Raw genomic sequence first — 26,504 nt, 5'->3', positions numbered from 1 at the left:
GCCTCCCCTTTGTCCCCTTGCAGGGAGGGTCCGGGAGGGGGTTACCCCCTCCCGGCCGCCGGAGGCATTCTTTCTTATCTTCGTATCTTCTTCTCTTTTTCGACTTAATCCAGCTCGTATTCGCCGCGCCAGTCGCCGGTTTCAGCGTACTCGGGCTGGCCTTCCTTGGCGAACAGGCAGTCGCCCACCACCAGGTAGTCCATCTCGGTGCGCATGAAGCAGCGGTAGGCGTCTTCGGGCGTGCAGACGATGGGCTCGCCGCGCACGTTAAAGCTGGTGTTGACCACCACCGGGCAGCCGTGGCGCTGGCCAAAGGTGGTGATGAGCTGGTGGTAGCGCGGGTTGGTGGCCTGATGCACGGTCTGGATGCGGGCTGAGAAGTCCACGTGGGTGATGGCCGGCAGTTTCGAGCGGTTGACGTAGAGCCGGTCGAACATGGGCATCTGCCAGTAGCCGTCGGGCAGGGGGAAGCGCAGGGCCTCGGCCACCGGGGCCACCAGCAGCATGTAGGGCGAGGGGCGGTCCTGGATGAAATAGTCAGACACGGCCTCGGCGGCAATCGACGGGGCAAAGGGCCGGAACCCTTCGCGGTATTTGATCTTGAGATTGAGCTTTTTCTGCATCTCCGGGTTTCGCGGATCACCCAGGATGCTGCGGCCGCCAAGGGCGCGCGGGCCGTATTCCATGCGGCCCTGGAACCAGCCGACCACCTTGCCGTCGGCCAGCAGGTCGGCCACCACGGCGCACAGGTCGCTGAAGTCGTCATAGAGCGTATGCGGCGCTTCCCGGCGGGAGGCCAGACGCAGGGCGTCGGCCCGGGTGAACTGTGGGCCGAGGTAGGACCCGGCCATGCGGTCGAGGGCGCCTTCCGGCAGCGGCGTGCGCTCATGCCCGGCCCAGATGTGCCAGGCGGTCAGGGCCGCGCCCAGCGCCCCGCCGGCATCGCCGGCGGCCGGCTGAATCCACACGTCGTCAAAGATGCCTTCGCGAAGGAGCTTGCCGTTGGCCACGCAGTTAAGGGCCACGCCGCCGGCCATGACGAGGTTGGCGCAACCGGTCAGCTCGCGGGCCGTCCGGGCCAGACGCAGCACCACCTCTTCGGTGACCTGCTGGATGGCCAGGGCCATGTCCATGTGTTCCTGGCCCAGTTCGGACTCGCCGGCCCGCTTGGGCAGGCCAAACAGGGCCTCCCACTTGGCGTCGCGGCACATGGTCAGGCCGGTGGCGTAGTTGAAATAGGCCATGTTGAGCAGCATCGAGCCGTCCGGGCGCAGATCGACCAGGGTCTCAAGAATCTTGGCCTTGTATTCTTCGACCCGGGCCGAGCCTTCGATGCCGTAGGGGGCCAGGCCCATGAGCTTGTATTCGCCGGAATTGACCTTGAAGCCGCAGTAGTAGGTGAAGGCGGAATAGAGCAGGCCCACGGAGTGGGGGAAGTCGAGCTCGCGCAGGAAGGTGATGTCCTTGCCGCGGCCGACGCCGATGGTGGTGGTGGACCACTCGCCAACGCCGTCGATGGTGAGGATGGCGGCCTCTTCAAAGGGCGAGGGATAAAAGGCCGAGGCGGCGTGGGACAGGTGGTGCTCGGGAAAAAGGATGCGCGGTTTGCCCGGGCCGAGTTCGGCCAGTTCATCGCGCAGCATCTTTTTCATGAAGAGCTTTTCCTTGATCCACACCGGAATGGCCGACAGGAAGCTGCGAAGGCCCTTGGGGGCAAAGCCGTGGTAGGTCTCAAGCAGGCGCTCGAACTTGAGATAGGGCTTGTCGTAAAAGGCGATGGCGGAGAGTTCCGCCAGTTCGATGCCGGCTTCGGCCAGCACGTAGGCTGCGGCCTTGCGGGGGAAATCGGCATCGTGCTTTTTGCGGGTGAAGCGTTCCTCGTGGGCGGCGGCCACGACCACGCCGTCACGCAAGAGCGCGGCGGCAGAGTCGTGGTAATAGGCGGAGATCCCCAGAATATATTCGGCCATGGGCGCTACCGGCTAAAACAGCGTGTAGATGAAGGGGGCCACGGCCGTGCCGCTGGTCAGCACCACCAGGACGCCGAAAAGCAGCAGCACCAGGATGATGGGCAGCAGCCAGAATTTTTTCCGGACCCGCAGAAAGTTCCAAAGCTCGCTTAAAAATTCCATGTTGCCTCCAGAGGCCGCCCAGGCCGGTCGGGCCGGTCAGGGCAGCAAAATATGGGGTGTGGCCGAAGCGGTGTTAAAACGGCTGTTCGATGTCGGCCGGGGTAAAGGCGTGGTCCCGGACCCGAAAGGCCGAAGACGTGTCTTTTTTAAACTGGCCGATGCGCATGGGGTCCTTGCCGAGGAGGCCGCGCATAAGGCCCATGGGGGTGAGCACCAGGAAAAAGACCAGGGTCAAAAGCACCTTGGACATGACGGTGCCAAGCACATGGGACAGGCCGAACCAGACCTTGGCCGCCGGCTTGAACAGCGACGGGGAGATCATGTCGAGCAGCAACAGTCCGGCGGCGATGGTCACGTAGCGGATTTCCCGGGTGACGAAAAACACGATGAGGCTGACCAGGACCAGGGCCATGCCGGTGTCGCGGGCCTGGTCGCGGGTGGCGGAAAGCCAAAACGAGGCCTTTTGGCGTTTGTGTTCCAGTGATGACATGGGGTGGTTGCTCCGATCAAGGCGTTGGCGTCCGTCCGGCCCGGGGCCGGAGACAGGCTTCCCCTAGCCCGCAGCATGGGAAGGCGTCAAGGGTGGTTGGCTCTGGGCAGCCGAGGGGGCCGGCAACGAACCGGAAAGCAGTTGGCGATGCTTAACTAGTAGCTCATGCACTGAATAGGATATCAATCTTTTGGAAATTAAGGAAAGGAGATAGTCGTTGACCAGGGATGGTTCTTTGTTATTGTGCCAGTAGTGTTCTGGGACATGTCTTATTATACCATTGTGATGCGAGGTATTTCATGACGATACGAACCCGTGCGCTTTTTGTCGTACTGTTCGGGCCTGTCCTCACTGCCTTGGTGATATATTATATTGATATGGGTTTCATTATGTCATCGTATGAAGAAGCTGTGCTGCACGAATCGCGAAGTATCGTCTCCATGGCCACCTCGGCACGCGGGGAAATGGCCAAAAAACTCGATTTTGGCGTTATAAGGCCCTTTGACCAGATTCCCAAGGAGCGGCTCATTGAGGCCGTGCCGGTGATTACGGCCATTAACATGGTTGCTGACAATGCCAAGCGTCTGGGCTTTTCCTTCAGGGCTCCCAAAGAGCAACCGAGAAATCCGCACAATACGCCGACGCCGGAAGAATTGCGGGTGCTGCGGGAAATGAAGGAAAAGAAGATCGATGAAATCGTGGTCAAGGACGCCGACTCGATCCGGTATTTTCAGGCCATCCGGCTGACCAAGGACTGCCTCTACTGCCACGGCGACGCCAAGGGCGACTCCGATCCGCTGGGCGGCATCAAGGAAGGCTGGAAGGAAGGCGAGGTGCATGGGGCGTTTGAGATCATTTCCTCCCTGGACCGGGCCAAGCAGCAGGCGGCTGCGGCTGCAGTCACCACCGGTCTTTCCACCCTGGGGGTCCTGGTCGTCATCATCTCCCTGGCCTGGTGGCGGCTTCAGTCGGATCTGTTCTCGCCCCTGCTGCGGCTGCGCGCCTACTCCCGCACCGTGGCCGAGGGCGATCTCGAAGCCGTGCCCCAGGGACATTTTCTCAAGGAATTGGCCGAGGTCAAAGAAGCGATCGCGGCCATGGTCCAGGCGCTCAAAGCCAAAATCCAACTGGCCGCCCAGAAGTCCGACGAAGCCGAGCGCGAGGCCGGCGCTGCCCGGGAACACGCCCGGATTGCCGAAGAAGCCACGCGGGCGGCCAAGCGGGCCAAAGCCGAGGGAATGCTGCAGGCGGCCGGCGAATTGCAGGACATCGTGGACAGTGTGACCTCGGCCTCGGAGGAATTGTCCAGCCAGGTGGAATTGTCCAGCAACGGCGCAGCCGAGCAGGCCGAGCGCCTGGCCAGTGCGGCCTCGGCCATGGAGGAGATGAACGCCACCGTTTTGGAGGTGTCCCAAAACGCCGGCCGGGCGGCCCGGACCACGGACGAGGCCATGACCCGGGCTGCCGAGGGGGCCAGGGTGGTTGGCGAGGCTGTTTCCGGCATAAGCAGGGTCAAGGAACAGGCGCTGTCGCTTAAGGCCGACATGGACGCCCTGGGGCAGCAGGCTGTTGGCATCGGGCATGTGCTGTCGGTCATTTCCGACATTGCCGACCAGACCAACCTGCTGGCCTTAAACGCCGCCATCGAGGCGGCCCGGGCCGGCGATGCCGGCCGCGGGTTTGCGGTGGTGGCCGATGAAGTGCGCAAACTGGCCGAGAAGACCATGACCGCCACCAAGGAAGTGGATCAGGCCATAAGCGGCATTCAGGCCGGGGCGAAGAAGAATATAGGCAATGTGGAGCGGGCCGCCGTCACGATTGAGGAGGCCACGCAATTGTCGAAGAAATCCGGCGAGGCCCTGGACGCCATTGTCTCGCTGATTGCCGCCGCAGCCGATCAGGTCCGGGCCATTGCCACGGCGTCTGAGGAGCAGTCGGCGACCAGCGAGGAAATCAACCGCACCGTGGACGACATCAACCGCATTTCTTCGGCCACCTCTGACGCCATGCGCCAGTCGGCCCTGGCCATTGACGAACTGGCCCGGCAGATCGCCAGCATCAAGACCCTCATTGACGACATGCACCGCAACAATGCCGATGGAGGCCAGGGGGCATGACCGGGTTTTGGGCCGGCCCCGGATCAATCGTCGCTGCCGGCTGTGCGCTGGCGCTTGAGGGCTCCGTGCCGCTTCTTGTCGTCCACCCGGCGGCGCTTGGCAGCCAGGGTGACGCGGGTCTTTTTGCGGGGCGGGGCCGGCGTCAGGGCGACGCGCAGCATGGCGGCAAAGCGTTCCAGGGCGATTTCCCGGTTGGCGAACTGGCTGCGGGTGGACTGGGACACCACGTGCAGCACCCCGTCCTTGCCGATGCGTCCTTCCAGGGCCTGCCGGATATGGGCCTTGTCGGAGTCGGTCAGGCTTGGCGAGGCTTCCAGGTCGAATAACAGCGTCACCTTGGTGCTGGTGGTGTTGACGTGCTGGCCGCCGGGGCCGCCGCTTCGGGCCGCGATAAAGGAGATTTCGGCCAGGGGGATGGCCACCCGGCTGGTGATGCGCAGACTGTCCATACATTCCTCACAACGTTCGCGGCAACGCCGTCCCTTTATTGAAGGAAAAGAGTGCCTCCGGCGGCCGGGAGGGGGTAACCCCCTCCCGGACCCTCCCTGCCGGGGGTAAAGGGGCAGCGGCGTCTGCCCCAACCCCCTCAAAATTTCCCCCTTTGCAGGGGGCCGGGGGCATCTTTTGCCTTCTGCCTTCTCTCCTTCGTTTCTACACCCTGACGGCGATGGTCAGGCGCGGGGCGGCGGCCTGGAGCCGGGTGACGAGGTCGGGCGGAAACACGGCCGGTCCGGCGGCGGCCAGCTCGGGATCGGTGCAGCCGTCGGGGCGAAACCCCTGGATGATCCAGCGTCCGGCGTCGGTCGCGGCCAGTTCGCCGGCCAGTTCGGCCAGTTCGGCTTCGGTCAAAAGGCCCGGATGCCAGGTGGTGCGCGTCTCAAAGGGGACGCCGCTGCCTAGGAGCCGGGTGAGGCTTGCAAAGGCCGCCTCGCCGCTGCCGGACACGCCGGTGATGCGGTCGTAGGCGGACCTGGGGGCCTTGATGTCCAGGCCCACCCAGTCGCAAAGCGGCAGGATGCCGGCCAGGGCGTCGGGGTACATGCCGGTGGTGTGCAGGCCGACCTTGAAGCCCATGGCCCGCACGGCTTCGAGCACGGGGACGAGCCCGTCCTGGAGGGTGGGTTCGCCGCCGGAAAAGACGACGGCATCCAACAGTCCCCGCCGGCCTTCGAGCCAGGTGAGCACGGCGGCGCTGTCGCGTTCGGTCTGGTCGGTGATTTCGCGCAGGGGTTCGTTGTGGCAGTAGGGGCAGCCCCAGGGGCAGCCCTGGCAATAGATGACCGCCGCCAGGGCGTCGGGGAAATCCAGGGTGGAAAGCGGTGTGACGCCGCCGATGATCAGTCCGTTCATGTCGCGTCCCATACCGCTCCTGCCGGCCGGCGGCAAGGGCGCTGCGCCACGGCAGGGCCAGGGCCGCCCTTGTGCCGGTTCGGGGGGAAGCAACGGCGGTTCCCGTCAAACCCAAACGCCGGCTGTCCCGGCCCACAGCCGACCGGACTGTCAGCCAGCGCCCAAACCCCTGTACAAACTTCTCCCATTGCAGGGGTCCGGGGGGATCATCCCCCCGGCCGCCGGAGGCATTCTTTCTCTTTCCTCTTTCCTCTTCCCTCATCCCTCGCCCCACGTCCCCTACCGCATGGGCAGTTGCAGAATGCGGGTGACGGCTTTGCCGGGGATGCTGACGATGCCCTGGAGCACCCGGTAGACGATGTCGCCGATGATGCGGCTGCGGTCGATGGTGAGCTTGGGACCGTCGAGGGGGCCGATGATGGTGGCCGGCACCTGGCTGCCGCCGGCCAGGGTGGCCATGAGCGACAGGTTGATGCTCTCGTCGCGCAGGTCCACCTGCCCCTTGCCGGCCACCAGCATCCGTTGGCCTTCGATGCGGAAGTCGTCGCTGTAGGCCACGCCGCCCCTGGCGGTCCAGGTGGAGGAGAAGACGTCGAAGGGGACCCGTTCTTCCTGGGGCTGGCCATCGACCTTGTGGTCATGATCGCGCACCTTGAGTTCGCCGCGGGTGATTTGGAGGCTGCCGTTGCCGGCAAGATTGCCGCGCAGTTGTTCTTCGTTGGCTCCGCTGGTGCGGGCGGCCACGACAAAGGTGCAGGTCCCGGAGGCCAGAGAATCGCCCTCGATCCAGTCATGCAGAAAGCGGGCGATCTCGATGCCTTCGAGCTTGAGTTCGACAATGGTTTTAAGGGCCGTGTCCCGGGCGTCGCCGCGCACCTCGGTGAACATGCGGCCGCCGTAAAAGCGCGGCGATTCCTGGCGGTAGGTGAAAAGCCCGCCTTTGGTATTGAAGGTCACGGTGTTGGCGTCAAAGAGCACATTGCCTTTTTTGAGCCAGCCGAAATGAATCCTGGCTTCCAGGGCCGCCTCACGCAGTGTCTTCAAATCAAGGGGTTTGCGACGTTCGGCCAGAGACGGCGGCGCGGTTGCGGGCGTGGGCGGGGAATAGGCGTCGAGGTCCAGGCGGTCCACGGACAGTTCCCATTTGCCGCGGCTGGGATCGTTGCGGTCCATGGAGCCGTGGCCGGTGAGCCGGGTGTCATCCAGGCCCAGGGTCAGCTTGCTTATGACGATGGTCTTGTCATCGGCCGAGCCGGCGGCCGACAGCGAGGCCCGGGCCAGTTTGTCCGCCGGCACCTCGGGCGAGATGGCCACGCCCCAGGCCGGCAGCACCTGCCGGGGCTGGATTTGCCCGGTTTCCAGGGTGAACTGGGTCGGGCCGGTTTCGTCGGCCTTGCGCCAGAGTTTGGCCGTGGCCGCCGCCCCGCCGGCATTGAGGGCCAGGTCGCCGGCGGTAAAGCCGCCGGATGGCTCCACGGCCACCGGGCCGGACAGGGTCAGCCGGATGTCCCGGTCGGTGCCGGCCGGCCGGGCCAGGGCCGAGGCGTCGAGTTTGCCGGCCAGCGTGTCCTTGAGCCGCCCGGAACGGTCCAGGGAGATCGGCGCGGCAAGGCTTGCCCGCAGCTCACGCAGGCCAAGGGTGGCCGCTCCGCCGCTTACCCCGGCTGAGGCCACGGCCACGACGAGGTCGCCGTCAAAGCCGTCGGCATCCTCCAGGCCTTTGACCGCCAGGCTGGCCCTCGGCGCAGCCACGGGCTGGCGCTGGCCCAAGCGGGTGAGAAAGAGTTGCGGCGCTTCGGCGTCCAGGCTGGCGGACACCGCGCCGAGATGGCCCTTGGCCGAGCCGGCGGCCTCGAAGGCGAGCTTGGCCGTTACCGGACCGGACAGCGCCAGGCCGGTCTTGCCCAGGAGCTTGCCGGCCTCGACCCCGGTGAGCTGCAGGGCGGCGGCGGTGCGGCCGGTGGCCAGCCGCTCGACCACGCCGCTCAGTTTGCCGCCCAGGACCTCGGCGTTCTCCACGGCAGCGGTCACGGCCCCATCGCCAAGGGTCAGGTCGAGGACGGTGTTTCGGGCCTCGATGCCATGGGTGGCCACATGGTCCAGGCGCAGTTTGCCTTTGGCCCGGGGCAGGGGGTTCCCGCCATTTCCCGGACTGCTGCCGGCAACGGGCAGGCGGTCGAGGTCCAGGTTCTCAACAGCCAGATCGAAGGCCAGGGCATCGGCCGGCGAGGCGGCTGCGCCCAGTTGGCCGCGCAGGGTTGTGTCGCCGAGTCTGGCTTCCAGGCCGGCCAGCGACCAGCGGCCGGATTGCCCGGCCAGCAGGGTGAGCTGCCCCTTGGCTTCAAGGGGCGAAGCCGGCAGCCCGGCCAGACCGAGGAGCTTGGCGGCCCCGGCCGGGTCCGGGCTGGTCAGGGACCAGGCTCCGGCTGCACCGGTGGCGTCGAGGCTGCCGGAAAACCGGACCTTGGTCCCGCCCGGGGCCAGGGCGGCGGTGACGGTGCAGCCGGGACCGCCGTCCGGGCCGCCCGTGGCGGTCAGCCGGGCCTCCAGCGAGGCCACGCCGCCGCTCGGCAGCACGGCCGAGGCCGGATAAAGCCGCACCGTGCCGCCGGCGCCGCGCAGGGTGGCGGCGGCGTCGGCAACCGCCAGGCCGGCGATGGTGGATCGGTGCACGGCGGCCCGGATGTCGAGGTCGCAGCCGAAAATCCAGGGGCCGGGGATGGGCCAGCCGCCGCTGCCGCCGGGCAGGGGCAGGGTGTCGAAGGGAACGTCATCGGCCGTGATCTGGCCGGAAAGCGATGGCGTCGGGCCAAAGGTTGCCGCGCCCGTGGCCGTGATGTTCCCCCGGGGCAGGCGCAGGTCCAGGCGCTCCAGGCGCAGCCCGGCCGCATCGGCCGAGGCCAGGATGGCCGCCTGGGCCTGTCCGGCGGCTGCCGGGTCCAGGGCGAGGGCCGCGTCCGGCGGATCGGCCAGGGCGGCAGGGAGTTGGCCGGATACGGGCGGGGCCACGAGGTTGTCGCCATCGCCGGGGCCGGCCAGCCCGAGGAAGTCGCGCCAGTTGCCGTTCATGTCGGCGGTGAGGTTGGCCTCGGTGCGCAGTTTCGGTGCACCGGGCAGATCGGTAACCGTGGCCTGGCCGGTCAGCCGCAGGCCCGGGGCGCGGGCGTCGAGGGCGGTCAGGGACAGGACAGCGGCCGCCGGGTCGTAATTAAGCGTGAGGCGCGACACCAGCCGGGCCGGGACTGCGCCGCCGGGAACCAGGGGGGCGGCAACGACCAGGGCCGTTTCCAGCCGGGTGTCGGTGAGGCCGATGCGGCCAAGGGCGGCGTCAAGCGAGGCCCGGCCCTGCATATGGCATTCTAGCGAAGTGTCCGGCAGGATGCCGGCGGCGTTGAAGCTGGCCGAAAAATTGAACGGCTGGCCCAGCCCGGTGCGCAGGCGGGCCCCGGTGACGGCCAGACTGCGGCCGGTTGCGTCATCGTCGTAGCGCACCGAGACGTTTTCCAGGCGGATGGCCCGGGGCTGGAGGGCGACGGTCCAGCCGGAACCGGCCGAGGCGTCCCGGGGTGCGGTCAGATCGTCCCAGTTGGAGCGGCCATCGGCCCGCCGGCGCAGGTGCAAGGTGAGATCGTCGGCCCGCACCGAGCCGGGCGACACCACCTTGGCCAGAAGCGGCAACATCTGGATGGTCATCTCCAGCTTTCGGGCCGAGAGCATGGGCGCATCGCCAAAACCGGCCGCGTCGGCCACGGCCACCGGTCCCATGGACAGGCCGAGCCAGGGGGTAAAGGTGACGGTCACTTCGCCGGCCAGGGTCACCTGCCGGCCCAGGGCGTCGGTCAGCGCCTGTTCGGCGATGGCCCGCAACCGTTCGGGGCCGATGGCCTGCCGGGCGGCCAGGGGCAGGCCCAGGCCCAGGGCCACAGCCAGGGCGGCCAGCAGGGCGGCCAGTCGCGGCAGGCGGGAGCGGCGTTTGGCCGGGGGGGCGTCGGGATGGGAATTGGGCATGGGAATGGGAGCAGAACCCGGGCAGGCTACAGGCTGACGCTAAATCCCGTGCGTCCGGGCAGGCCGCGCTGGGCTTCCACGATGGCTCGCCGGCCGTTTTTGGTGGCCAGCAGAAACGAAGCGCCGTCAGTGACGTCGCTGACTTCGACTTTCCAGCCCCTGGCGGCCATGTCCTTTGTATAATAGGCGCTGATCTCGGCCGGGCTGGCCCCGGTCTCAAACAGCACGGCAGTCGCTTTGGGAAATCGGATCACCCGCTTGAACTCGGCTCCCGGAAACACTCCGGCCTCGTTGGCCAGCACCGTGCGGTAATCGTCCTGGGCCGATGCCGGCGCACAACACAGCAGGCAGCACACAGCCAGGAGCAGCACCCGCGCCACTATGGTCGTCGGCACGGCGAACCTCCTTTGGAATCGGGGCTGTTGTGCTACGAGAGCGGCCCGAAGTCAAAGGCGTCCGGGGTTGCCGTTTTCGGAAATCCATGGAAGAACCGGGAAAAAATTCCATCACCGGGCGTGATGCCACCATGGGAGCGTTCATGCGAAGCCTTGTTCCGGCCTTTGTGCCCCTGGTCCTGCTTCTGGTTGTCCTGGCCGGCTGCTCCCGGGAAACCGGCGGCGGCGAAGCCAAATACCTGCATCTTTTCAACACTGCCTGGGCCAAATGCAGCCACCTTGGCCTGTATGAAGTCCGGGTGGAGTCCGTTGCCCCGCGTCCTGACGGGAACAAGGTGGTGACCGTGCGCTACCTCTATAACAACGGCATGGTGCCGGACCAGGGCCGGGCGGCCATGCTCCTTGCTCCGGAGAACCGGTTGGCCGACAGCTGCGTGATCGATCTTGAAATCAACCGGTGCCTGTGCGACGAGGCCCCGAACTGGCGCGTCGGGCCGTAATCCCGGGCCGGCACGGGCCATCCCCCTTGTAACGGCGGCCGTTCCCCGGTATGCCGCTTGGCCGTACCGTCACAGCCAACCATCCAAAGGCGAATCCATGTCCAAAGTGTATCTTATCGGGGCCGGTCCCGGCGATCCGGGCCTTTTGACCCTGCGTGGCAAGGATCTCCTGTCGCGCGCCGACGTCGTGGTCTACGACTATCTGGCCAACAAGGCCTTTCTGGATTTCTGCCGCAAAGACGCGGAAATATACTATGTCGGTAAAAAGGGCGGCGACCACACCCTGCCCCAGGACAAGATCAACGACCTGCTCGTGGACATGGCCAAGTCCGGCAAGATGGTGGCCCGCTTAAAGGGCGGCGATCCCTTTGTCTTCGGCCGGGGCGGCGAGGAAGCCGAAGAGCTCATTGCCGCGGGCTGCGATTTCGAGGTCGTGCCCGGCGTGACCTCGGCCGTGGCCGCGCCGGCCTATGCCGGCATCCCCATCACCCACCGCTCGTTCACCTCGTCGGTGTCGTTCATCACCGGCCACGAAGACCCGAGCAAGGCCGAAAGCTCGCTCAACTGGGCGGCCTTTGCCCAGTCCGGCTCCACCCTGGTCTTTTTCATGGGGGTCAAAAACCTCCCGCACATCACGGAAAATCTCATGAAGGCCGGCATGTCCGGCGATACCCCGGCCGCCCTCGTGCGCTGGGGCACCACCTGCCGCCACAAGAGCCTTGTGGCCACGGTCGCCACCATGCCCGAGGAAGCCAAAAAGCACGGCTTTGCCCCGCCGTCCCTCTTTGTTGTCGGCGGCGTGGTCGGGCTGCACGAGACCCTTGCCTGGTACGAAAAGCGCCCGCTGCTGGGTAAGGGCGTGGTCGTCACCCGCAGCCGCGAACAGGCCAGCGATTTAACCCGCCTGCTTGCCGACGAAGGGGCCTGCTGCTTCGAATTCCCGGCCATCGAGATTGCGCCGCTCACCGATGTCGCCCCGGTGGATGCGGCCATTGACGCCCTGTACGAATACGACTGGGTCGTCTTTACCTCGGCCAACGGCGTGGACTGTTTTTTCGAGCGCATGGACGCCAAAGATCTCGACGCCCGGGCCTTTGCCGGCATCCAGGTGGCGGCCATCGGACCGGCTACGGCCAAAAAACTTGCCGAGCGTGGACTGCGGGCCGATTTCCTGCCCGAACGCTTCGTGGCCGAGTCCGTGGTCGAAGGGCTGCTCAGCCGCGACGTCCAGGGCAAAAAAGTGCTCATCCCCCGGGCTCGCGAAGCCCGCGACGTGCTGCCGGAAAAGCTCACCGAGGCTGGCTGTGCCGTCACCGTGCTGCCGGTCTATGACACCCGGCCCGTGGACCAGGACCCGGCCGAACTGATCGAGGCCATCAAAGCCGGCGACATCCACTACGTCACCTTCACCTCGTCCTCCACCGTCAAAAACTTCTTCGCCCAGATCCCGGCCGAGGTGCTCAAAGCCTCGCAGGTCAAAACCGCCTGCATCGGCCCCATCACCGCCGCCACCCTGGCCGAATACGGCTTTACCCCGGACGTCAGCGCCGCCGCCTACACCGTGCCGGCCCTGGCCGAAGCCGTCATCGCCGACGCGAGACCGTCGTCATGACCCTGCCCGTCGCCGTCCTCGTTTCCGGTTCCGGCTCCAATCTGCAAGCCATCATTGACCGGATCGAGGACGGCGTCCTTGCGGCGCGCATAACAGCCGTCGTTTCCAACAAGGCCGAGGCCTACGCCCTGGCCCGGGCTCAAAACCACGGCCTCGCCACCGCTCTTTTGCCCCACGCCGCCTTCCCCGACCGGAGCGCCTACGACGCGGCGCTGCTCGCCGCCGTGCGCGACTCCGGTGCCGAAGCCGTTGTCCTGGCCGGGTTCATGCGCCTGCTCGGGGCCGATTTCGTGGCCGCCTACCGCGACCGTATCCTCAATATCCACCCGGCCCTGCTGCCGGGCTTCCCCGGCCTTGCCGCCCAGGGGCAGGCCGCCGGCTACGGCGTGACCATCGCCGGCGCCACCGTCCACTTCGTGGACGAAAAAATGGACAACGGCCCCATCGTCATCCAGGCCGCCGTGCCGGCGCTCCCCGACGACGACGCCCAAAGCCTCGGCGGGCGCATCATGACCCTGGAACACCGCATCTACCCCCAGGCCATCCACTGGCTGGCCACCGGCCGCCTCAGTATCCACGGCCGCAAAACCCGCCTCGCCCCGGCCGATATGCCGAAAGCAGACATGGCCGACGCCATGCCCTGTCTGGTCAGCCCGGCCCTGGAGGCAGGATTTTAGCGAGGGGAGCGGGAAGGCGAAGAGAAGACGAAGATGCCTCCGGCGGCCGGGGGGATGATCCCCCCGGACCCCCCGACGGGGAAAGTTTTTAAAGGGGTTCTTGGCGATGGCTGGCAAGCTGGTCGGCTGGGAACCGGGAGAGCCGGAACCTGGGCCTGACGGAAGCCACCGTTTGGCAACCCACCTGGGATGCGTTGATTTGATCGGCCGGTGCCGAAGGCACAACGTGTCCTGGTTTTTATTTTCGAAACTGACGACGTTGCGTAACACAATGCGTATTACATTTTGTCAATTAACCCGGACAAGGGGGTCCGGGGGGGATTATCCCCCCCGGCGGGTCCAGGGCAGCGCCCTGGTCTTCCTCATTTCCTCTCCCCATTCCTTCCCGTTCTCCCTATGAAACGACAGTACTGGGCGCTTGTTTTCGTCGCCGTTTTCGCCCTCATCGCCTGGCGCGGCATCCTCTGGACGCCGGGCCACGTCTATCAGAACTGGGACCGCGTGCCGACTCCGTTCCCGGAAGAGATGCGCCAGGTGGCCGACATCTCCAAGCACGCCTGGGCCTCGAAGTACGACATGGGGGCGCCGGGCGCATTTTCCGGCATCACCCGCTGGTTCGACATCGTCACCCGCGACCTGGGGTCGCATCTTGGCGGCCCGGTCATCGTGCGCTGGGAAGGGCCGGTCTATGCCGTGGTGGGAGCCGGCGGCATCGTGGCCCTGTGCCGGCTTCTGGGCCTGGGCCTTGCGCCGTCGGTGCTGGCGGCCATGCTCTATGCCTTCAATCCGCGCCAGTTTTCCATGACCGTGGCCGGGCATGTGGAGGAGAGCGGCTTTGTCCTGGCGCTGCTGCCCTGGGTGCTGCTGCTCCTGTCCCGGGCAGGGGGCGCGGCCTCGCTGCGCCGGTTTTTCGCCTTGTCGCTCACCGCCGGACTGCTTGGCGGGCTGGCCTGCTCCGCCTCGCCGTTTGGCATTGTCTTTTACGGGTCGTTCACCTTTTTTCTGGCTCTCGGCGAGACCATGGCCCGGCGCTCGGCCCGGCCGGCCCTGGCCTTTGCCATGGCCGGGTTTGTGGCCCTTTTTCTCCATCTGCACTGGCTGGTGCCGGCCGCCAGTTCCATCATTCATGCCGCGGATTTCAAGCACCACCAGACCAAGGAAGAGATCAACGACCATTACCAGGGCATCTATCGCCGTTTTTCCGCCCCGCTGCGCCAGGCCATGCTCGGGCACACCGATAATTACGGCATGGGCACGGAGTATGCCTATCCGGTCACACTCAAGGACAATCCCGAATGGGTGGCCGCCGCCCTGGCCCTGCTCGGGCTGGCCCTGGTCGGGCTTGGCCCCAAAGGCCCCAACCGGGGGCTTAAGTATTTCGCCGCCTTCTGCCTGCTGGCCGGGTTTGTCTGCATGGCCGGCAATAAGACCCTGGCCGGAGCGGTCTTTTACGAGAAGTTTTTAAACCGCGTCCCGATTCTCTTTTTCCAGATGGCCCGGCCGGCCCGCTGGCTGCCGGTCTATTACGCCGGCCTGTCGCTCTTGGCCGGCCTGGGGCTGGGCCAACTGCTGTACTATGGCCGGCAAAGCGCCCGCGGCCGGACGGCTGCCGTCGTTTTTGCCACCGGGGCGCTGGCCGTTTATCTGCATCCCTACTGGACCGGACAGCTCACCCGCCCGCAAAACGCCACTTCCCAGACCATGGCCCTTATGCCCCAGCCGCTGTCCCCGGCCGAGGGCAGGCTCTCGCAGTTTTTCACCAACGATCCGGAAGATTACCGGGTGACGGTGTGGCCGACCATCGCCGGTCCCACCGGGGATGTGCCCGAGCCGCCGGACAACGGCCTGACCCGCAATTTCGCCCTGCTTGGCAAGGACGCCATCATGGGGCCAACGTATATCGGCGAGCCCTACAGCCTCTATCTGCTCGGCCTGCTCCACCGTCCCTGGCCGGTCACCGACGCCTTTGGCCGGCTGCTTGGCCTGGCGGCGGTCAAACGGGTCATCTACAACCAGACCAATCCCTACCTGTCCTACAGCCCCTTTGGCTGGATGCCGACCACCAAGCGCGGCCCGGAGACGCTGTTTGACCCGGGCGACCTGATCGGCCCGTTCATTGCCGCCCAGCGCGACCTGATTCCGGACCCGGAACTGGCCGCGCCGCCCGAGGCCGTGCTGCGCAACACCGATTTCCTGCCCCGGCTGCGTCTGGCCCCAAAGGCCCGGCTGGCGGCTGGCGGTTTCCCCCTGCTCCTGGCCCTGGCCAACAGCACCCGGCCCCAGGACGGGGATGCGGCCCTGCTGTTTGGAGCCGACGCAACCGAAGCCGAGCTGGCCGGCCTGGGCGCGGGTTTTGGCGGCGTCACCCTGTCCGGGCGCGGCGGGCCGGAGCTGCTCCTGCCCTATCTGCCGGCCGATGCCTACCAGACGGCGGCCCAGGCCGTGGCCGAAGGCGCGTTTGGGCCGCTCGCCCCGCGTGCCCTGGATGATCCCCGCCACGGCGGTTCGCCCCTCGACAAGGCGGCCAAGGTCAGCGACGGGCCGGGAGTGGTGCGCTTTTCGCTCATCGGCCATGGCTCGTGGCGGCTGTTCCTGCGGGCCGGGTCCGAGAGCTTTGCCGGCACGGCCGTGGTCAGCCTGGACGGCGCGCCCGTGGCCGAGCTTGCCGCCGGCCCCCTTGGCCGGGGCCTGGATTGGATCGACTGCGGCACGGCCACCTTTGAGCCGGGACCGCCCCATGCCCTGGAAGTGGCCATCCCCGGCCGGGGTATTGTCGTTTCGGGGCTGCTGGCCGTGCCTGAGGAAGCCTACGAGGCGGCCGTGGCCCGGCTGGCCGCCGTGGCCGGGGGGGATGTCCGGCTGGTGGCCGAGGCCGAAGAGGCCACGGTTTCGCCGGTGTCGCCCATGGCCCCCAAGGTCTTCGTGCCGCTGTTGGCCCAGGGCGCGGGTGTGGCCGCAACCAGTGAAAACGCCCGCATCGATCTGGCCGATCCCCGCGGAGCCGGGGTGGTGGCCGTCGAGGGCGACTCGCCCGGTGAAGTGGTCTACACAGTCAATTTCCCCGAGCCGGTCCCGTCGTTGACGCTCGAAAGCTATCCCCGCCTTTTTGGCGATCCGGTGGTGACCTCCTACGTGGCTGCCTCGGTGTCCGTGGACGGCGGCCCGTCAACGCTGCTGTACCGCGTTGAAGGCTCCCACGACGACCGCTGGGAGGACGTTTACAAGCGCAAGGTCGTCTCCGAGATCAAAGGCCCGGCCACCACCGTCACCATCCGGTTTGCCATGCGCCAGGCCCAGCTTTCCTCCCAGGTCAATTCGCCCAACCAGCCCATGCGGCTGGTCGCCCATACGCCGGTGCCGGGCGGGGCGGTGCTGTCTTTTGGCGCGGCGGCCCGGTTGCCGGCCACGTTGGAATTGCCGGTGCCCCGGCCCGGGACCTATCAGGCCGTGTTGCGGCTGGTGGGCCGGGCCGGGGAAGCGGTGGCCCTGGCCGACGGCCGGCGGTTTCGTCTGACCCGCGATGGCCAAAATGTCGTCGCAGCCGGGCCGGTTTCGCCGGACGCCGCCGGGCTGGTGCATCTGGCCCTGGACGGCCCGGCCGGCGTGGCCTGCGACGCCGTGGAGCTTTCGACCGCCGCTGCCGCCGCCGGACCCGGCCCGGCCAGCCCGGCCGTGGCCTACACCCGGCAAAACGCCGGCCGCTACCGGTTGGCTCTGCCTGCGGGTGGTGGCTATCTGGTCTTTTCCGAAGCGTTTCATCCCGGTTGGCAACTCACGGTCGCCGGCAAGACCCTGGCCCCGGTCAAGGGCCTGGGATTTGTCAACATGTACGCCCTGCCGCCGGATGCGTCCGGCCCGGCCGAGCTTGTGTACCGCGACGAGGCCCTCATGGCCCGGCTGGTGCCCGTCATGAATGCGGCCTGGATCGTCCTGATCCTCACGGCCCTGGCCCTTTGGCTGCCCGATCTGCTGCCGGGCCGAGGCAAGGCCGGCCGCAGCGATTGAAGCCCGGGCCGATCCCGGCTATGGTCCGGCCTCCCGGACGAGAGCCGGTTGGAGTGTTATGTCCAAGCCACCATCGCGCCCGGCGTCCTTTCTAAAGCTCGCCCGGCCGCACCAGTACATCAAAAACGCCTTTGTCTTCCTGCCGCTTTTTTTCGGCTGGAAGCTGACCGACCCGGCGGCGCTTTATAGCGCCTGTCTGGCCTTTGCCGCCTTTTGCCTGGCGGCCAGCGCCGTCTATGTCGTCAATGATTTAAAAGACATCGAGGAAGACCGGGCCCACCCGACCAAGCGCAACCGGCCCCTGGCCTCAGGCGCGCTGACTCCGGGGCAGGGACTGGCCTTTGCCGGGGTGCTCCTGGCCGGATCGGCCGGGCTGACGGCCCTGCTCGGGTCCGGCGGCTTTTGCGCCATCCTGGCCGGCTATCTGGCCATCAATGGGCTGTACAGTTTTGGCCTCAAGCACAAGTCGCTCATCGATTTGGCCTGCATCGCCATTGGCTTCGTGCTGCGGGTCTTTGCCGGCGGCGTGGTCACCGGCATAACGCCGAGCCACTGGATCGTGCTCATGACTTTCCTGCTGGCGCTGTTTCTCGGCTTTGCCAAACGTCGCGACGATCTGCTCTTGTCCGCCGCCGGCTGCGAAAAAACGCGCCGGTCCCTGGACGGCTACAATCTGGAGTTCGTCACCGCCTCCATGATGCTCATGGCTGCGGTTGTCATCGTCAGCTACATCCTCTACACGCTTTCCCCCGAGGTCATTGCCAAGCATGGCTCGGACAAGTTGTACCTGACCACGATTTTTGTGATCTTGGGCGTCCTGCGCTACTTGCAGATTACCCTGGTCGAGTGCAAAAGCGGTTCACCGACCCTGGTGCTGTTGCGCGACGGCTTCATCCAGGCCTCGCTGGTTCTTTGGATCGTCAGTTTCTACCTTATCCTGTATGTGGAGCGTGTCCGGAATCCATGAAGAAAATCATGCTGTTCTATCCGCCCGGGCGGTTTTACCAGCGCGGCGAGGACCGTTCCCAGGGCAACGTGGAACAGTCCACGGCCACGTCCATGCGCGCCCCCAACGACCTGGGCTATGCCGCCGCCACGCTTCAGAAAGAAGGCTTTGCCGTCTTTTTGCGCGACTACCAGACCGAGCGCTGCGCCCCGGACGATCTCCTGGCCGATTTTGACCGGGAAAACCCGGACGGCATCTTCGTCAGCATCACCAACTCCACGATCTTTAACGATCTCGTCCTGGTGCGGGCCTTAAAGGCCAGAAAGCCGGAGCTTATGGTCATGCTCAAGGGCGCGATCTTTTTCGATCCCGCGCCGGCCCTTTTGGCCCAGCTCGACCTCGCCGACGTCACCTACCTGATCGGCCTGGAGTCGGATTTCATCGTCGGCCGGCTGGCCAAGGCCCATTTTGACGATCCGGCCGCCGTGCCGGCCATTCGCGGCATCCTCTACCGGGATGGCGACGGCTGGGCCAAGACCGATTTCGCCTCCTGGGAGACCGACCTCGACAGCCTGCCTTTTCCGGACAGAAGCCTCATTAAAAACGCCCTCTATGCCCGTCCGGACACCGGCGAACCCCAGGCCACCATTGCCACCTCGCGCGGCTGCCCCTCGGCCTGCATCTTTTGTATGACCCCGAAGATTTCCGGCAAGAAGCTGCGCCTACGCTCCCCGGAAAACATTCTGGCCGAGCTGGCCGACTGCTACGACAACCACGGCATCCGCGATTTTTTCTTCAAGTCCGACACCTTCACCTTCGACCCGGCCTGGACCAAGGCCGTGTGCCAGGCCATCCTTGATTCCCCCCTTGGCGGCAAGATCCGCTGGGTGGCCAACTCCAAGGTCAAGCCGCTGGATGCCGACACGCTCGTCCTCATGAAAAAGGCCGGCTGCTGGCTGGTGGCCTTTGGCTACGAGTCCGGCAGCCCCGAGACCCTGACCCGCATCCACAAGAACACAACAATCAACGACAACATCCAGGCCACCCGGTGGGCCAAGGAAGCCGGGCTTTTGACCTTCGGCTTTTTCCTCATCGGCCTGCCCTGGGAAAGCCGCGAGCACCTCGAAGCCACGCGTCGGCATATCTTCGAACTGGACAACGATTTCCTCGAGCTACACATCGCCATTCCCTATTATGGCACGCGCTTAAACGAAATCGCCCGGGAGGAGGGCCTGCTCCCCGGTTCGGTCCTCGGCAAGGATTATTTCAATGCCCCGACCGTGGGCACGGCCACCCTGTCCATGGAGGAAATCGAGGCCTTTCGCAAAAAAACGCTGCTCGATTTCCACCTGCGCCCGTCCTACATCGGCCGCAAGCTGCTCCAAGCCGGCGGCAACCCCAAAATCCTGGCCAACTATGCCCGGTTCGGCCTGCGCCTGCTCAAAAACACCCTGCTGCCGCCCAAACGGCCCAAGGGCCTGACCCCGGACGGGACGCCGCCAACCGTCTGCATCCTCGGGGCCGGTTCGGACATCGCCCAGGCCCTGGCCCGGCAGTTCATCGCCAAGGATACGGCCAACCTCGTCCTGGCCTCGCGCGATCAGGAGCGCCTGCACGCCGCTGCCAGGGAAATCGCCAAGGACAGTGACGCCACCGTGGCCGTGTGGTCTTTTGACGCCCTGGATTTCGCCAGCCACGCCACCTTCTTCGATGCCTTGGACCCCATGCCCGACGTCGTTGTCATCGCCTTTGGCCTGCTTGGCGACCAGAAGGCCGGCCAGAGCGACTTTGCCGCCGCCCGCACCGTCATTGACACCAACTTCACCGCCGCCCTGTCGCTCCTTGAAATCATTGCCGACCGCTTCACCCGGCGCGGGCACGGCACCATCGTGGGCCTGTCCTCCCCGGCCGGCGAACGCGGCCGCAAGAGCAACTACATCTACGGCGCGGCCAAGGCCGGCCTCACCGTGGCCCTGGCCGGACTGCGCCACCGCCTCGCCGGCACCGGCGTCGAGGTCCTGACCGTGCTGCCCGGCTGGACCAAGACCCGCATGACCGCTGCCGCCCCGACTCCGGCCCGCTTGACCGCCACCCCCGACCGGGTGGCTGCCGATATCCACAAGGCCATCCACGACAAGAAGTCCATCCTCTACACTCCCTGGTTCTGGCGACCCATCATGACAGTCGTGCGGGCGCTCCCGGAAAAACTCTTCGTCAAAACGAATCTCTAAATGAATATACTGTTTTTAAATCACAATCCGGAACGCTACGGCACCTACTTTCGTTGCTACCACCTGGGCCGCCATCTGGCCGATCGCGGCCACAACGTGACCCTGGTGTGCGCCTCGCGCGAAGCAACGCTTCGCACCACCGAGCGCAAGGAAGGGGGACTTCGCATCCGCTTTCTCCCCCGCGTCAACGTCGCCACCTACCACACCGGCCATACCCTGCGGATGCTGCTCAATACCCACGAGTGCCTGCGCACGCCCATGGATATTCTGCATTCCTTCGCCTTTCCGCTGCATCCCATCAGCTTTCCGACGCTGGTGACCAGCATTTTAAAGCCCAAGGTCAAGATCGTCCTCGACCACGACGACATGTGGAAAGGCGGCTTTATTGACCAGCACCCCGGCCCCGTGCGCCTGCTCTACAATTTCACCGAGGACCACCTGCCGCGTCTGGCCGATCAGGCCACCGCCGCCAGCGAAATCCTCATCCAGAAGTTTCGCACCGCCGGTCTGCCCGACGATAAAATCCACTACATCCCCAATTGCCCGACCGTCCGGCTCGATATGCCCGACAAGCAGGCCGCTCGGGCCGCCCTGGGACTTGCCCCCGACGACAAGGTGCTGCTGTCCATGGGCCACACCTATACCGAATCGCTTTTTGCGCTCCTCGACGCCTACGCCGTCGCCCGCGAGGCCGTGCCCGGCGTCAAGCTCCTGTTCCTCGGCAAAATGCACATCTCCGACGAGTTCAAGGCCCGCATGAAGCCCTACGAGGAACGCTTTGCCCCGGATATCGTCCAAATCGGCGAAAAACCGCCCACCGACGTGCCGCGCTATCTGGCCGCCTCCGATGCATTGCTCCTCCCCATGGATGACGATCCCATCGAAAAAGCCCGCTTCCCCATCCGTTTCGGCGACTATCTGGCCTCGGGCGTGCCCGTCGTCTCCAACGCCGTGGGCGAAATCAAACGCATCATGGAAGCCCACGACTGCGGCTATACCGCCCCCGTCGGTAACACCGCCGCCTTCGGCCGGGCCATTGTCCACGCCCTGACCGACGAGGCCGGCCGCGACCGCAAACGCGACAACGCCAGACGGCTCATTGCCGAAGAACTCAACTGGCCCGCCGTGGCCGCCCGCCTGGAAGCGGTCTACGAGAAGACGTTGGGGGAATAAGCGGGGAAGAGCGAAGAGCGGGGCGCTGCCCCGGACCCCGCTGGGGCGCTGCCCCACGACCCCGGCAGGGCGCTGCCCTGCACCCGCCGGGGGGATGATCCCCCCGGACCCCCCGCCTGGGCGGGCGGTGATGCGGGAAGCGGTTGGGAGAGAGACGGCGGCGGGAAGCCGTCGAAGATGGGGGCGGCATTTGGGCCGATGCTGCCGCCGCTGGCGCGGCAGGCTCATCGGCCCAAATGCCGCCCCCAACTCGCCACGGCCCCGAAGCGGGGCCGAAGGGGCTTGGAGCCGGAGCGATCGGATAGGGTTGCCCGCGGCGGGGGCAGGGCTCGAAGCGGTTTTTGCACCGCAGAAAGTGAAAGCAGCATTTCACAGGTGCAGCCGGCGTGTTTTGGCTGCAACAGCCTCGACTAGATGACTGTATTTTGAAAAGAGTGTGTTGCCCCGGCCTGGGCAGTTTTGCAGGCAACAGATCCTTTTCCCGTAACCCCCTTTAAAAGTTTTTGGGGAGGGTGGGGGTCTGGGGGAGGGAACCCCTTTTTCCCAAAAAGGGGTTCCCTCCCCCAGGTCTTCCTCCTTCTCCACCATCAATAAGGACTCCTCTATGCGTATATTCGTGCCGGCGATGGGGCGGGTGAATACGAAGAATCGGGACGGCAGCGAGGTTCGGTTTGCCGAGATAGCCAGGCGCTGGCTGGCGCAGGGCGTGGAGCTTCAGATGCTGCTGCCCCGGCGCGAGATCGGCGTGCTTGAGTCCCAGGGCGTGACCGCCACCTGGCAGGTGCATTGGGAGCCGTTTACGAGTGAATCGGACCGCTTGTGGAACGTGCTGGCCGTGTACCTGTGGCGCATCCTGACCTGTCCGTTCGCCCGTTATCCCAAGGGTGTGGACGCGGTCTATGCGCCGTCGGATTTCCTGTTCGATCTGCTGCCGGCCTTGTTGTGCCGCTGGAAAAATCCGACCGCGCGGCTGGTGGTGTGCGTGTTCTTGATCGCCCCCAACCCGTTTAAGGGCTATGAGAATGTGTTTGGCGGCAAGTGGAAGCTGCCTTCGATTCGCGGCGTGCTCTATTATCTGGCCCAGTGGGCGAGCGTGTGGCTGGCCAAGCGTTTCGGGGCCACCCTGCTCGTGCTCAATTCCCTGGACAAGGATTCGCTGATTGCCATGGGAGCCGAGGCGCAGCGGGTCCATGTGGTGACCATGGGCGTGGACATGGCCTTTTTCGACGGTGTTGCGCCGGTGGCGGATACCCCCGTCTATGACGGCATTTTTTTGGGCCGGCTGCATCCGCAAAAGGGCCTGTATGATCTCGTGCGCATCTGGAAGCGGGTGTGCGCAGTGCGTCCGGGCAGCCGTCTTGGCATCATCGGCGGCGGCAGCGACTGGTGGTTTGGCAAGCTCAAGCAGGAAGTGGCCGCAGCCGGCCTGACCGGCACCGTCGATCTGCTCGGGTTTCGCCAGGGCGAGGACAAGGTGCGGCTTTTAAAGGCTGCCGGCTGTTTTCTGATGCCGAGCCACTACGAGAGCTTTGGGCAGGTGGCGGTGGAGGCCATGGCCAGCGGGCTGCCGGTCGTGGCCTATGACCTGCCGATTTACAAAGAGATTTTCCCCACCGGCATGGTCAAGACCGCCCTTGAGGACGAAGCGACCTTTGCCGCCGAGGTGCTGGCCCTGCTGGACGATCCGGCCCGGCGGGAACGCGCCGTGGCTACCGCCCGGGAGCGCGCCGCCACCTTTGACTGGGCCGCCATTGCCGAGCGCGAAATGGGGTTTGTCACGGGGCGCTAACCCCTCACTCGTCCCGCAGCACGCTTAACACCTCGACATTGGCCGCCTGCCAGGCCGGGTAGGCGCCGGCCAGGATGCCGAGCACGGCCGACCCGGCCAGGGCGCCGCCGATCAGTATCGGGTTAAAGACGCTCGGAAATTCGCCCAGCCTGTAGACCACCAGCAGCACGGCCAGGGCCGCAGCCGTGCCGGCGGCTCCGCCAACCGTGGCCATCAGGCCGGATTCGATGAGAAACTGGCGGATGATATCCCCCCGTCTGGCCCCGACCGCCCGCCGGATGCCGATTTCCAGCCGTCTGGACCGCACCAGCAGGATCATGATCGACAGGATGCCCAGGCCCCCGATGCCAAAGGACAGCGACGAGCTGATAAACCCCAGCGTCTGCACCAGATCAAGGGCCTGCTGCTTGAGGTTCATGGTGTCCTTGCCGGTGAGCACCTTGAAGTCGTCGGCCTGTCCCTTGTCGGTCTTGATCTCATGGCGCCGGCGCAGGATGCTGGCCGCAGCCTCCCGGGCGGCGTCGAAATCCGCACCGTCAGCCAGCCGCAGATACACGCCGTGGATGTAATTCTTGTTCGACATGCGCCGCATGTAGGTGGAAAGCGGCACGAACACCTGTTCGTCCTGGTTGGCCCCGGAGATGTCCGAGCCTTTTTCCTCCATGACGCCAACAACCTGCAGCCGGGCCCGGTAGATGAAGACCGATTGGCCCACAGCCGCCTCGGCCGTCCCGAACAGCCGGCTGGCGATGGCCGGTCCCAGGGCGCAGACCAGGGCCTTGTCGTCTTCTTCGGATTGGTCGAAAAAACGTCCGTATTGCGGCGTGTTGCCCCGAATCGACGGATAGGCCGGCCAAGTGGCCACCACCTGGCACATGATCTTCTTGCTGGCCGACCGGATGGGCATGGGAAAACTCAGGTACGGCACGCCGTCCACGGCCGAGGGCAGGCCGCGCAGGAGGGCCACGGCGTCTGGCAGCTTCAGATTGGTGTTGCCGGCGTCCGGGCGGATGTCGCCCCGGCGGAAGCGGATGTTGCCGGTCATGGCCATGAGCAGGTTGGGGCCGAGCTTTTCCGTCTCTTCGACGGCCTTTTGCTCCATGGCCAGGGAGATGTGCAGCACGCCGGTCAGGGCGAACGCCCCCAAAAAGACGCCCAGCATGGCCAGCACCGTGCGCATCTTGTGGGTGGCCAGGGCTTTAAGCGCAATGCGAAGGCTGAAAAGCACGGGAGCTTCCTAGCCTGTCGAGGAAGTCTTGGGCCTGTCCTCGGCAAACGGTTCGGTGCCCCAGGGGAAAAGTTCTTTGGCCCGGCCCACGGCGTAGGTCTCCACGTCCCGGTGCCAGGTGCGAAAGAGCTGCACGATGTCGTGGCCAAGGGGGGTCAGGCGAAAGCCCTTTTTGGGCCCGGAGCGCTCGACCAGCGGCTGTCCGATCACGGTTTCGGTCTGCTTCATGCGCCCCCAGGCGGCGCGGTAGGACATGCCCATGGCTGCTGCGGCCTTATTGAGCGACCCGAGTTCCTCGACCAGTTCCAGAAGCTGAATCCTGCCCAGGCCGAGCATCATGCCGTCGCCGGTCTCAAGCCACAGGTGCAGCCGTTGTACGGCCCTGATGTTGCGCATTGCCCCTCCATTGCAGCCAGCCCCCTGGCGTCCTGCTGGCGATGTCTTATCCTTTGCGGGCCGCAAATGCCAAGGGGGAGTTGACCCCGGTCCCGGCGTCCCGTATCGCGGCAGACGCCTTGTTTCTGGTCGTGGAGGATTGATGCAAAAAAAGGACGGACTGTTGGCCGCCGGGGTGGGTTTCCGCGAAATCTGGTCCCTGTCCTGGCCGCAGATCCTCATGATGTTTTTGACGTTTCTCATCGGTTTCGTGGACGTGTATGTCGGCGGACGCATTGATCGGGAGACGCAGGCGGCGATCGGCGTCCTGGCCCAGGCCATGTTTTTTTTCCAGGTGCTGGCCGCTGCCGTGGCCAATGGGGCCGTGGCCGCTGTGAGCCAGTCCGAGGGCGCGCGCCGCTTTGCCCGGGCCAACCGCTATGTCTGGCTGTGCCTGTTGGCCGGCGTGGCCGCCTCGCTGGTCATTCTGGTCGGCGGGATGTTCACCCGCGACCTGTTCTTGCGCCTGCTCCAGGTGCCGGAGCCGATTTTGCCGACGGCCCGGTATTTTCTCACCGTGCTGCTGCTTTTGTTGCCCATCCAGTCGTTTTTCATCATTGCCAATGCGCTTTTTCGGGCGCGCCGGCTGGTCATGGTGCCGCTTTTCGCCTGGGGGCTGGCGGCCGTGCTCAATGCCGTGGGCGATTTCGGGTTCGGCCTGGGGGCGTTCGGGTGGCCGGATTTCGGCTATGCCGGCGTGGCCTGGAGCACCTTTGCCTCGGTCACGGCCGGGATGCTTTTCAACTTCGCGGCCCTGTTGCGGCTGGGGATGCTTGAGCGCCGCCAGTTCCCGTGCTGGCGCTGGGTGCGTTGCGCCAGTTCCTATCTGTTCAAGGTCGCCTGGCCGTCGGGCCTGATGCAGATCGTGTGGCACACCGGCTATCTGGTGCTGTTTGCCATCACCGGCTCCCTGCCGACCGGAAGCGTGGCCGCCCTGGCCGGCATGTCGGCCGGCATGCGCCTGGAATCGATCCTGTTTCTGCCGCCCATGGCCTTCAATTTCACGGCCTCGATACTGGTCGGCAACCTGATCGGGGCCGGCCGGCCCGACGACGCCCGGCGCGTCGGCTACCGCATCACCGTGGCCGGGGTGGTGGCCGTCACGCTCATGGGGCTGGCTCTGTGGCCGTTTCTGCCCGAGGCCGCGGCCTTCCTGTCCCCGGACCCGGCGGTTGCAGCCGAAGCCGTTTCTTATCTGCGATATAACGTGGCGGCCATTCCCTTTACCGTGGCCGGCCTTATACTCATCGGGGCCATGACCGGGGCCGGGGCGACGCTTTACACCATGTTCGTCACCGGCGGTTCCATCTGGCTTGTGCGGTTGCCGGTGGCCCTCTACCTGGGGCATAGCCTCCTGGGCCGGGCCGAGGGTGTGTGGATTTCCATGTTCGTTTCCCAGGCCGTGCAGGCGATGGT

Annotated in this window: 19 protein-coding genes; 10 read left to right on the top strand and 9 right to left on the bottom strand. The window is 65.8% G+C overall.

Going from position 1 to position 26,504, the window contains the following annotated elements:
- Nucleotides 1–104: 104 nt before the first annotated feature.
- From DVDV_RS01420 to DVDV_RS01415, 3 genes are all read right to left on the bottom strand, one after another.
- Nucleotides 105–1,970 carry a carbamoyltransferase gene (locus DVDV_RS01420; protein WP_075352947.1) on the bottom strand — a complete coding sequence of 622 codons (1,866 nt, stop codon included), beginning with the start codon at nt 1,968–1,970 and terminating at the stop codon, nt 105–107.
- A gap of 12 nt (nt 1,971–1,982) precedes the next feature.
- Nucleotides 1,983–2,132, bottom strand: coding sequence for a DUF5989 family protein (locus DVDV_RS22605; protein WP_175577039.1), 150 nt, complete (start codon nt 2,130–2,132; stop codon nt 1,983–1,985).
- A 73-nt stretch (nt 2,133–2,205) separates the two neighbouring features.
- Nucleotides 2,206–2,622, bottom strand: coding sequence for an SxtJ family membrane protein (locus tag DVDV_RS01415; protein ID WP_075352946.1), 417 nt, complete (start codon nt 2,620–2,622; stop codon nt 2,206–2,208).
- 389 nt (nt 2,623–3,011) lie between these two features.
- Between DVDV_RS01415 and DVDV_RS01410 the strand changes: the two genes are divergently transcribed.
- Nucleotides 3,012–4,739 carry a methyl-accepting chemotaxis protein gene (locus tag DVDV_RS01410; RefSeq protein ID WP_254845185.1) on the top strand — a complete coding sequence of 576 codons (1,728 nt, stop codon included), beginning with the start codon at nt 3,012–3,014 and terminating at the stop codon, nt 4,737–4,739.
- 23 nt (nt 4,740–4,762) lie between these two features.
- On the opposite strand, the gene arfB is transcribed toward DVDV_RS01410, so the two are convergent.
- From arfB to DVDV_RS01390, 4 genes are all read right to left on the bottom strand, one after another.
- A complete protein-coding gene (gene arfB / locus DVDV_RS01405; protein ID WP_075352944.1) occupies nt 4,763–5,188 on the bottom strand; it encodes an alternative ribosome rescue aminoacyl-tRNA hydrolase ArfB in 426 nt (141 codons plus the stop codon).
- A 202-nt stretch (nt 5,189–5,390) separates the two neighbouring features.
- Nucleotides 5,391–6,101 (bottom strand): anaerobic ribonucleoside-triphosphate reductase activating protein, encoded by a 711-nt coding sequence (locus tag DVDV_RS01400; RefSeq protein ID WP_254845184.1) that lies wholly within the window; start codon nt 6,099–6,101, stop codon nt 5,391–5,393.
- Between the two features lie 267 nt (nt 6,102–6,368).
- Nucleotides 6,369–10,097: an AsmA family protein gene (locus DVDV_RS01395; protein WP_075352943.1), complete on the bottom strand. Its 3,729-nt coding sequence runs from the start codon at nt 10,095–10,097 to the stop codon at nt 6,369–6,371.
- Between the two features lie 26 nt (nt 10,098–10,123).
- Entirely contained in the window at nt 10,124–10,492 is a 369-nt protein-coding gene (locus DVDV_RS01390; protein ID WP_075352942.1) for a hypothetical protein, read from the bottom strand.
- 143 nt (nt 10,493–10,635) lie between these two features.
- On the opposite strand from DVDV_RS01390, the gene DVDV_RS01385 reads away from it, so the two are divergent.
- The 8 genes from DVDV_RS01385 to DVDV_RS01350 all read left to right on the top strand — a co-directional run bounded on the left by DVDV_RS01385 (nt 10,636) and on the right by DVDV_RS01350 (nt 23,425).
- Nucleotides 10,636–10,992, top strand: coding sequence for a hypothetical protein (locus DVDV_RS01385; RefSeq protein WP_075353015.1), 357 nt, complete (start codon nt 10,636–10,638; stop codon nt 10,990–10,992).
- Nucleotides 10,993–11,089: 97 nt separating this feature from the next.
- On the top strand, nt 11,090–12,604 hold the full coding sequence (cobA, locus tag DVDV_RS01380; protein WP_075352941.1) for a uroporphyrinogen-III C-methyltransferase: 1,515 nt from the start codon (nt 11,090–11,092) through the stop codon (nt 12,602–12,604).
- Complete coding sequence (purN, locus tag DVDV_RS01375) at nt 12,601–13,281, top strand: phosphoribosylglycinamide formyltransferase (protein ID WP_075352940.1); 681 nt, start codon at nt 12,601–12,603, stop codon at nt 13,279–13,281. The genes cobA and purN overlap by 4 nt, the downstream gene beginning before the upstream one ends.
- A 396-nt stretch (nt 13,282–13,677) precedes the next feature.
- A complete protein-coding gene (locus tag DVDV_RS01370) occupies nt 13,678–17,286 on the top strand; it encodes a hypothetical protein (protein WP_254845183.1) in 3,609 nt (1,202 codons plus the stop codon).
- Between the two features lie 58 nt (nt 17,287–17,344).
- A complete protein-coding gene (locus DVDV_RS01365) occupies nt 17,345–18,253 on the top strand; it encodes a decaprenyl-phosphate phosphoribosyltransferase (protein WP_075352939.1) in 909 nt (302 codons plus the stop codon).
- Nucleotides 18,250–20,463: an SDR family oxidoreductase gene (locus DVDV_RS01360; protein WP_075352938.1), complete on the top strand. Its 2,214-nt coding sequence runs from the start codon at nt 18,250–18,252 to the stop codon at nt 20,461–20,463. The genes DVDV_RS01365 and DVDV_RS01360 overlap by 4 nt, the downstream gene beginning before the upstream one ends.
- Nucleotides 20,464–21,636, top strand: coding sequence for a glycosyltransferase family 4 protein (locus DVDV_RS01355; protein WP_075352937.1), 1,173 nt, complete (start codon nt 20,464–20,466; stop codon nt 21,634–21,636).
- Between the two features lie 604 nt (nt 21,637–22,240).
- A complete protein-coding gene (locus DVDV_RS01350; protein WP_075352936.1) occupies nt 22,241–23,425 on the top strand; it encodes a glycosyltransferase family 4 protein in 1,185 nt (394 codons plus the stop codon).
- 4 nt (nt 23,426–23,429) lie between these two features.
- Here the strand turns inward: DVDV_RS01350 and DVDV_RS01345 are convergent, their stop codons facing one another.
- Complete coding sequence (locus tag DVDV_RS01345) at nt 23,430–24,653, bottom strand: ABC transporter permease (protein ID WP_139311472.1); 1,224 nt, start codon at nt 24,651–24,653, stop codon at nt 23,430–23,432.
- A 9-nt stretch (nt 24,654–24,662) separates the two neighbouring features.
- Entirely contained in the window at nt 24,663–25,049 is a 387-nt protein-coding gene (locus DVDV_RS01340) for a winged helix-turn-helix domain-containing protein (protein WP_075352935.1), read from the bottom strand.
- 142 nt (nt 25,050–25,191) lie between these two features.
- Between DVDV_RS01340 and DVDV_RS01335 the strand changes: the two genes are divergently transcribed.
- Nucleotides 25,192–26,504, top strand: a 1,313-nt coding sequence (locus DVDV_RS01335; protein ID WP_075352934.1) for an MATE family efflux transporter, incomplete at its 3' end; no start/stop codon positions are given.

Source organism: Desulfovibrio sp. DV, assembly GCF_001936595.1.
GTDB lineage: Bacteria > Desulfobacterota > Desulfovibrionia > Desulfovibrionales > Desulfovibrionaceae > Solidesulfovibrio.
This window is presented reverse-complemented; position numbering and strand designations above follow the sequence as displayed.

Coding starts and splice junctions, on each gene's coding strand:
- DVDV_RS01420 (WP_075352947.1), bottom strand. CDS start 1,970: ATGGCCGAATATATTCTGGGGATCTCCGCCTATTACCACGACTCTGCC.
- DVDV_RS22605 (WP_175577039.1), bottom strand. CDS start 2,132: ATGGAATTTTTAAGCGAGCTTTGGAACTTTCTGCGGGTCCGGAAAAAA.
- DVDV_RS01415 (WP_075352946.1), bottom strand. CDS start 2,622: ATGTCATCACTGGAACACAAACGCCAAAAGGCCTCGTTTTGGCTTTCC.
- DVDV_RS01410 (WP_254845185.1), top strand. CDS start 3,012: ATGTCATCGTATGAAGAAGCTGTGCTGCACGAATCGCGAAGTATCGTC.
- arfB (WP_075352944.1), bottom strand. CDS start 5,188: ATGGACAGTCTGCGCATCACCAGCCGGGTGGCCATCCCCCTGGCCGAA.
- DVDV_RS01400 (WP_254845184.1), bottom strand. CDS start 6,101: ATGGGACGCGACATGAACGGACTGATCATCGGCGGCGTCACACCGCTT.
- DVDV_RS01395 (WP_075352943.1), bottom strand. CDS start 10,097: ATGCCCAATTCCCATCCCGACGCCCCCCCGGCCAAACGCCGCTCCCGC.
- DVDV_RS01385 (WP_075353015.1), top strand. CDS start 10,636: ATGCGAAGCCTTGTTCCGGCCTTTGTGCCCCTGGTCCTGCTTCTGGTT.
- cobA (WP_075352941.1), top strand. CDS start 11,090: ATGTCCAAAGTGTATCTTATCGGGGCCGGTCCCGGCGATCCGGGCCTT.
- purN (WP_075352940.1), top strand. CDS start 12,601: ATGACCCTGCCCGTCGCCGTCCTCGTTTCCGGTTCCGGCTCCAATCTG.
- DVDV_RS01370 (WP_254845183.1), top strand. CDS start 13,678: ATGAAACGACAGTACTGGGCGCTTGTTTTCGTCGCCGTTTTCGCCCTC.
- DVDV_RS01365 (WP_075352939.1), top strand. CDS start 17,345: ATGTCCAAGCCACCATCGCGCCCGGCGTCCTTTCTAAAGCTCGCCCGG.
- DVDV_RS01360 (WP_075352938.1), top strand. CDS start 18,250: ATGAAGAAAATCATGCTGTTCTATCCGCCCGGGCGGTTTTACCAGCGC.
- DVDV_RS01355 (WP_075352937.1), top strand. CDS start 20,464: ATGAATATACTGTTTTTAAATCACAATCCGGAACGCTACGGCACCTAC.
- DVDV_RS01350 (WP_075352936.1), top strand. CDS start 22,241: ATGCGTATATTCGTGCCGGCGATGGGGCGGGTGAATACGAAGAATCGG.
- DVDV_RS01340 (WP_075352935.1), bottom strand. CDS start 25,049: ATGCGCAACATCAGGGCCGTACAACGGCTGCACCTGTGGCTTGAGACC.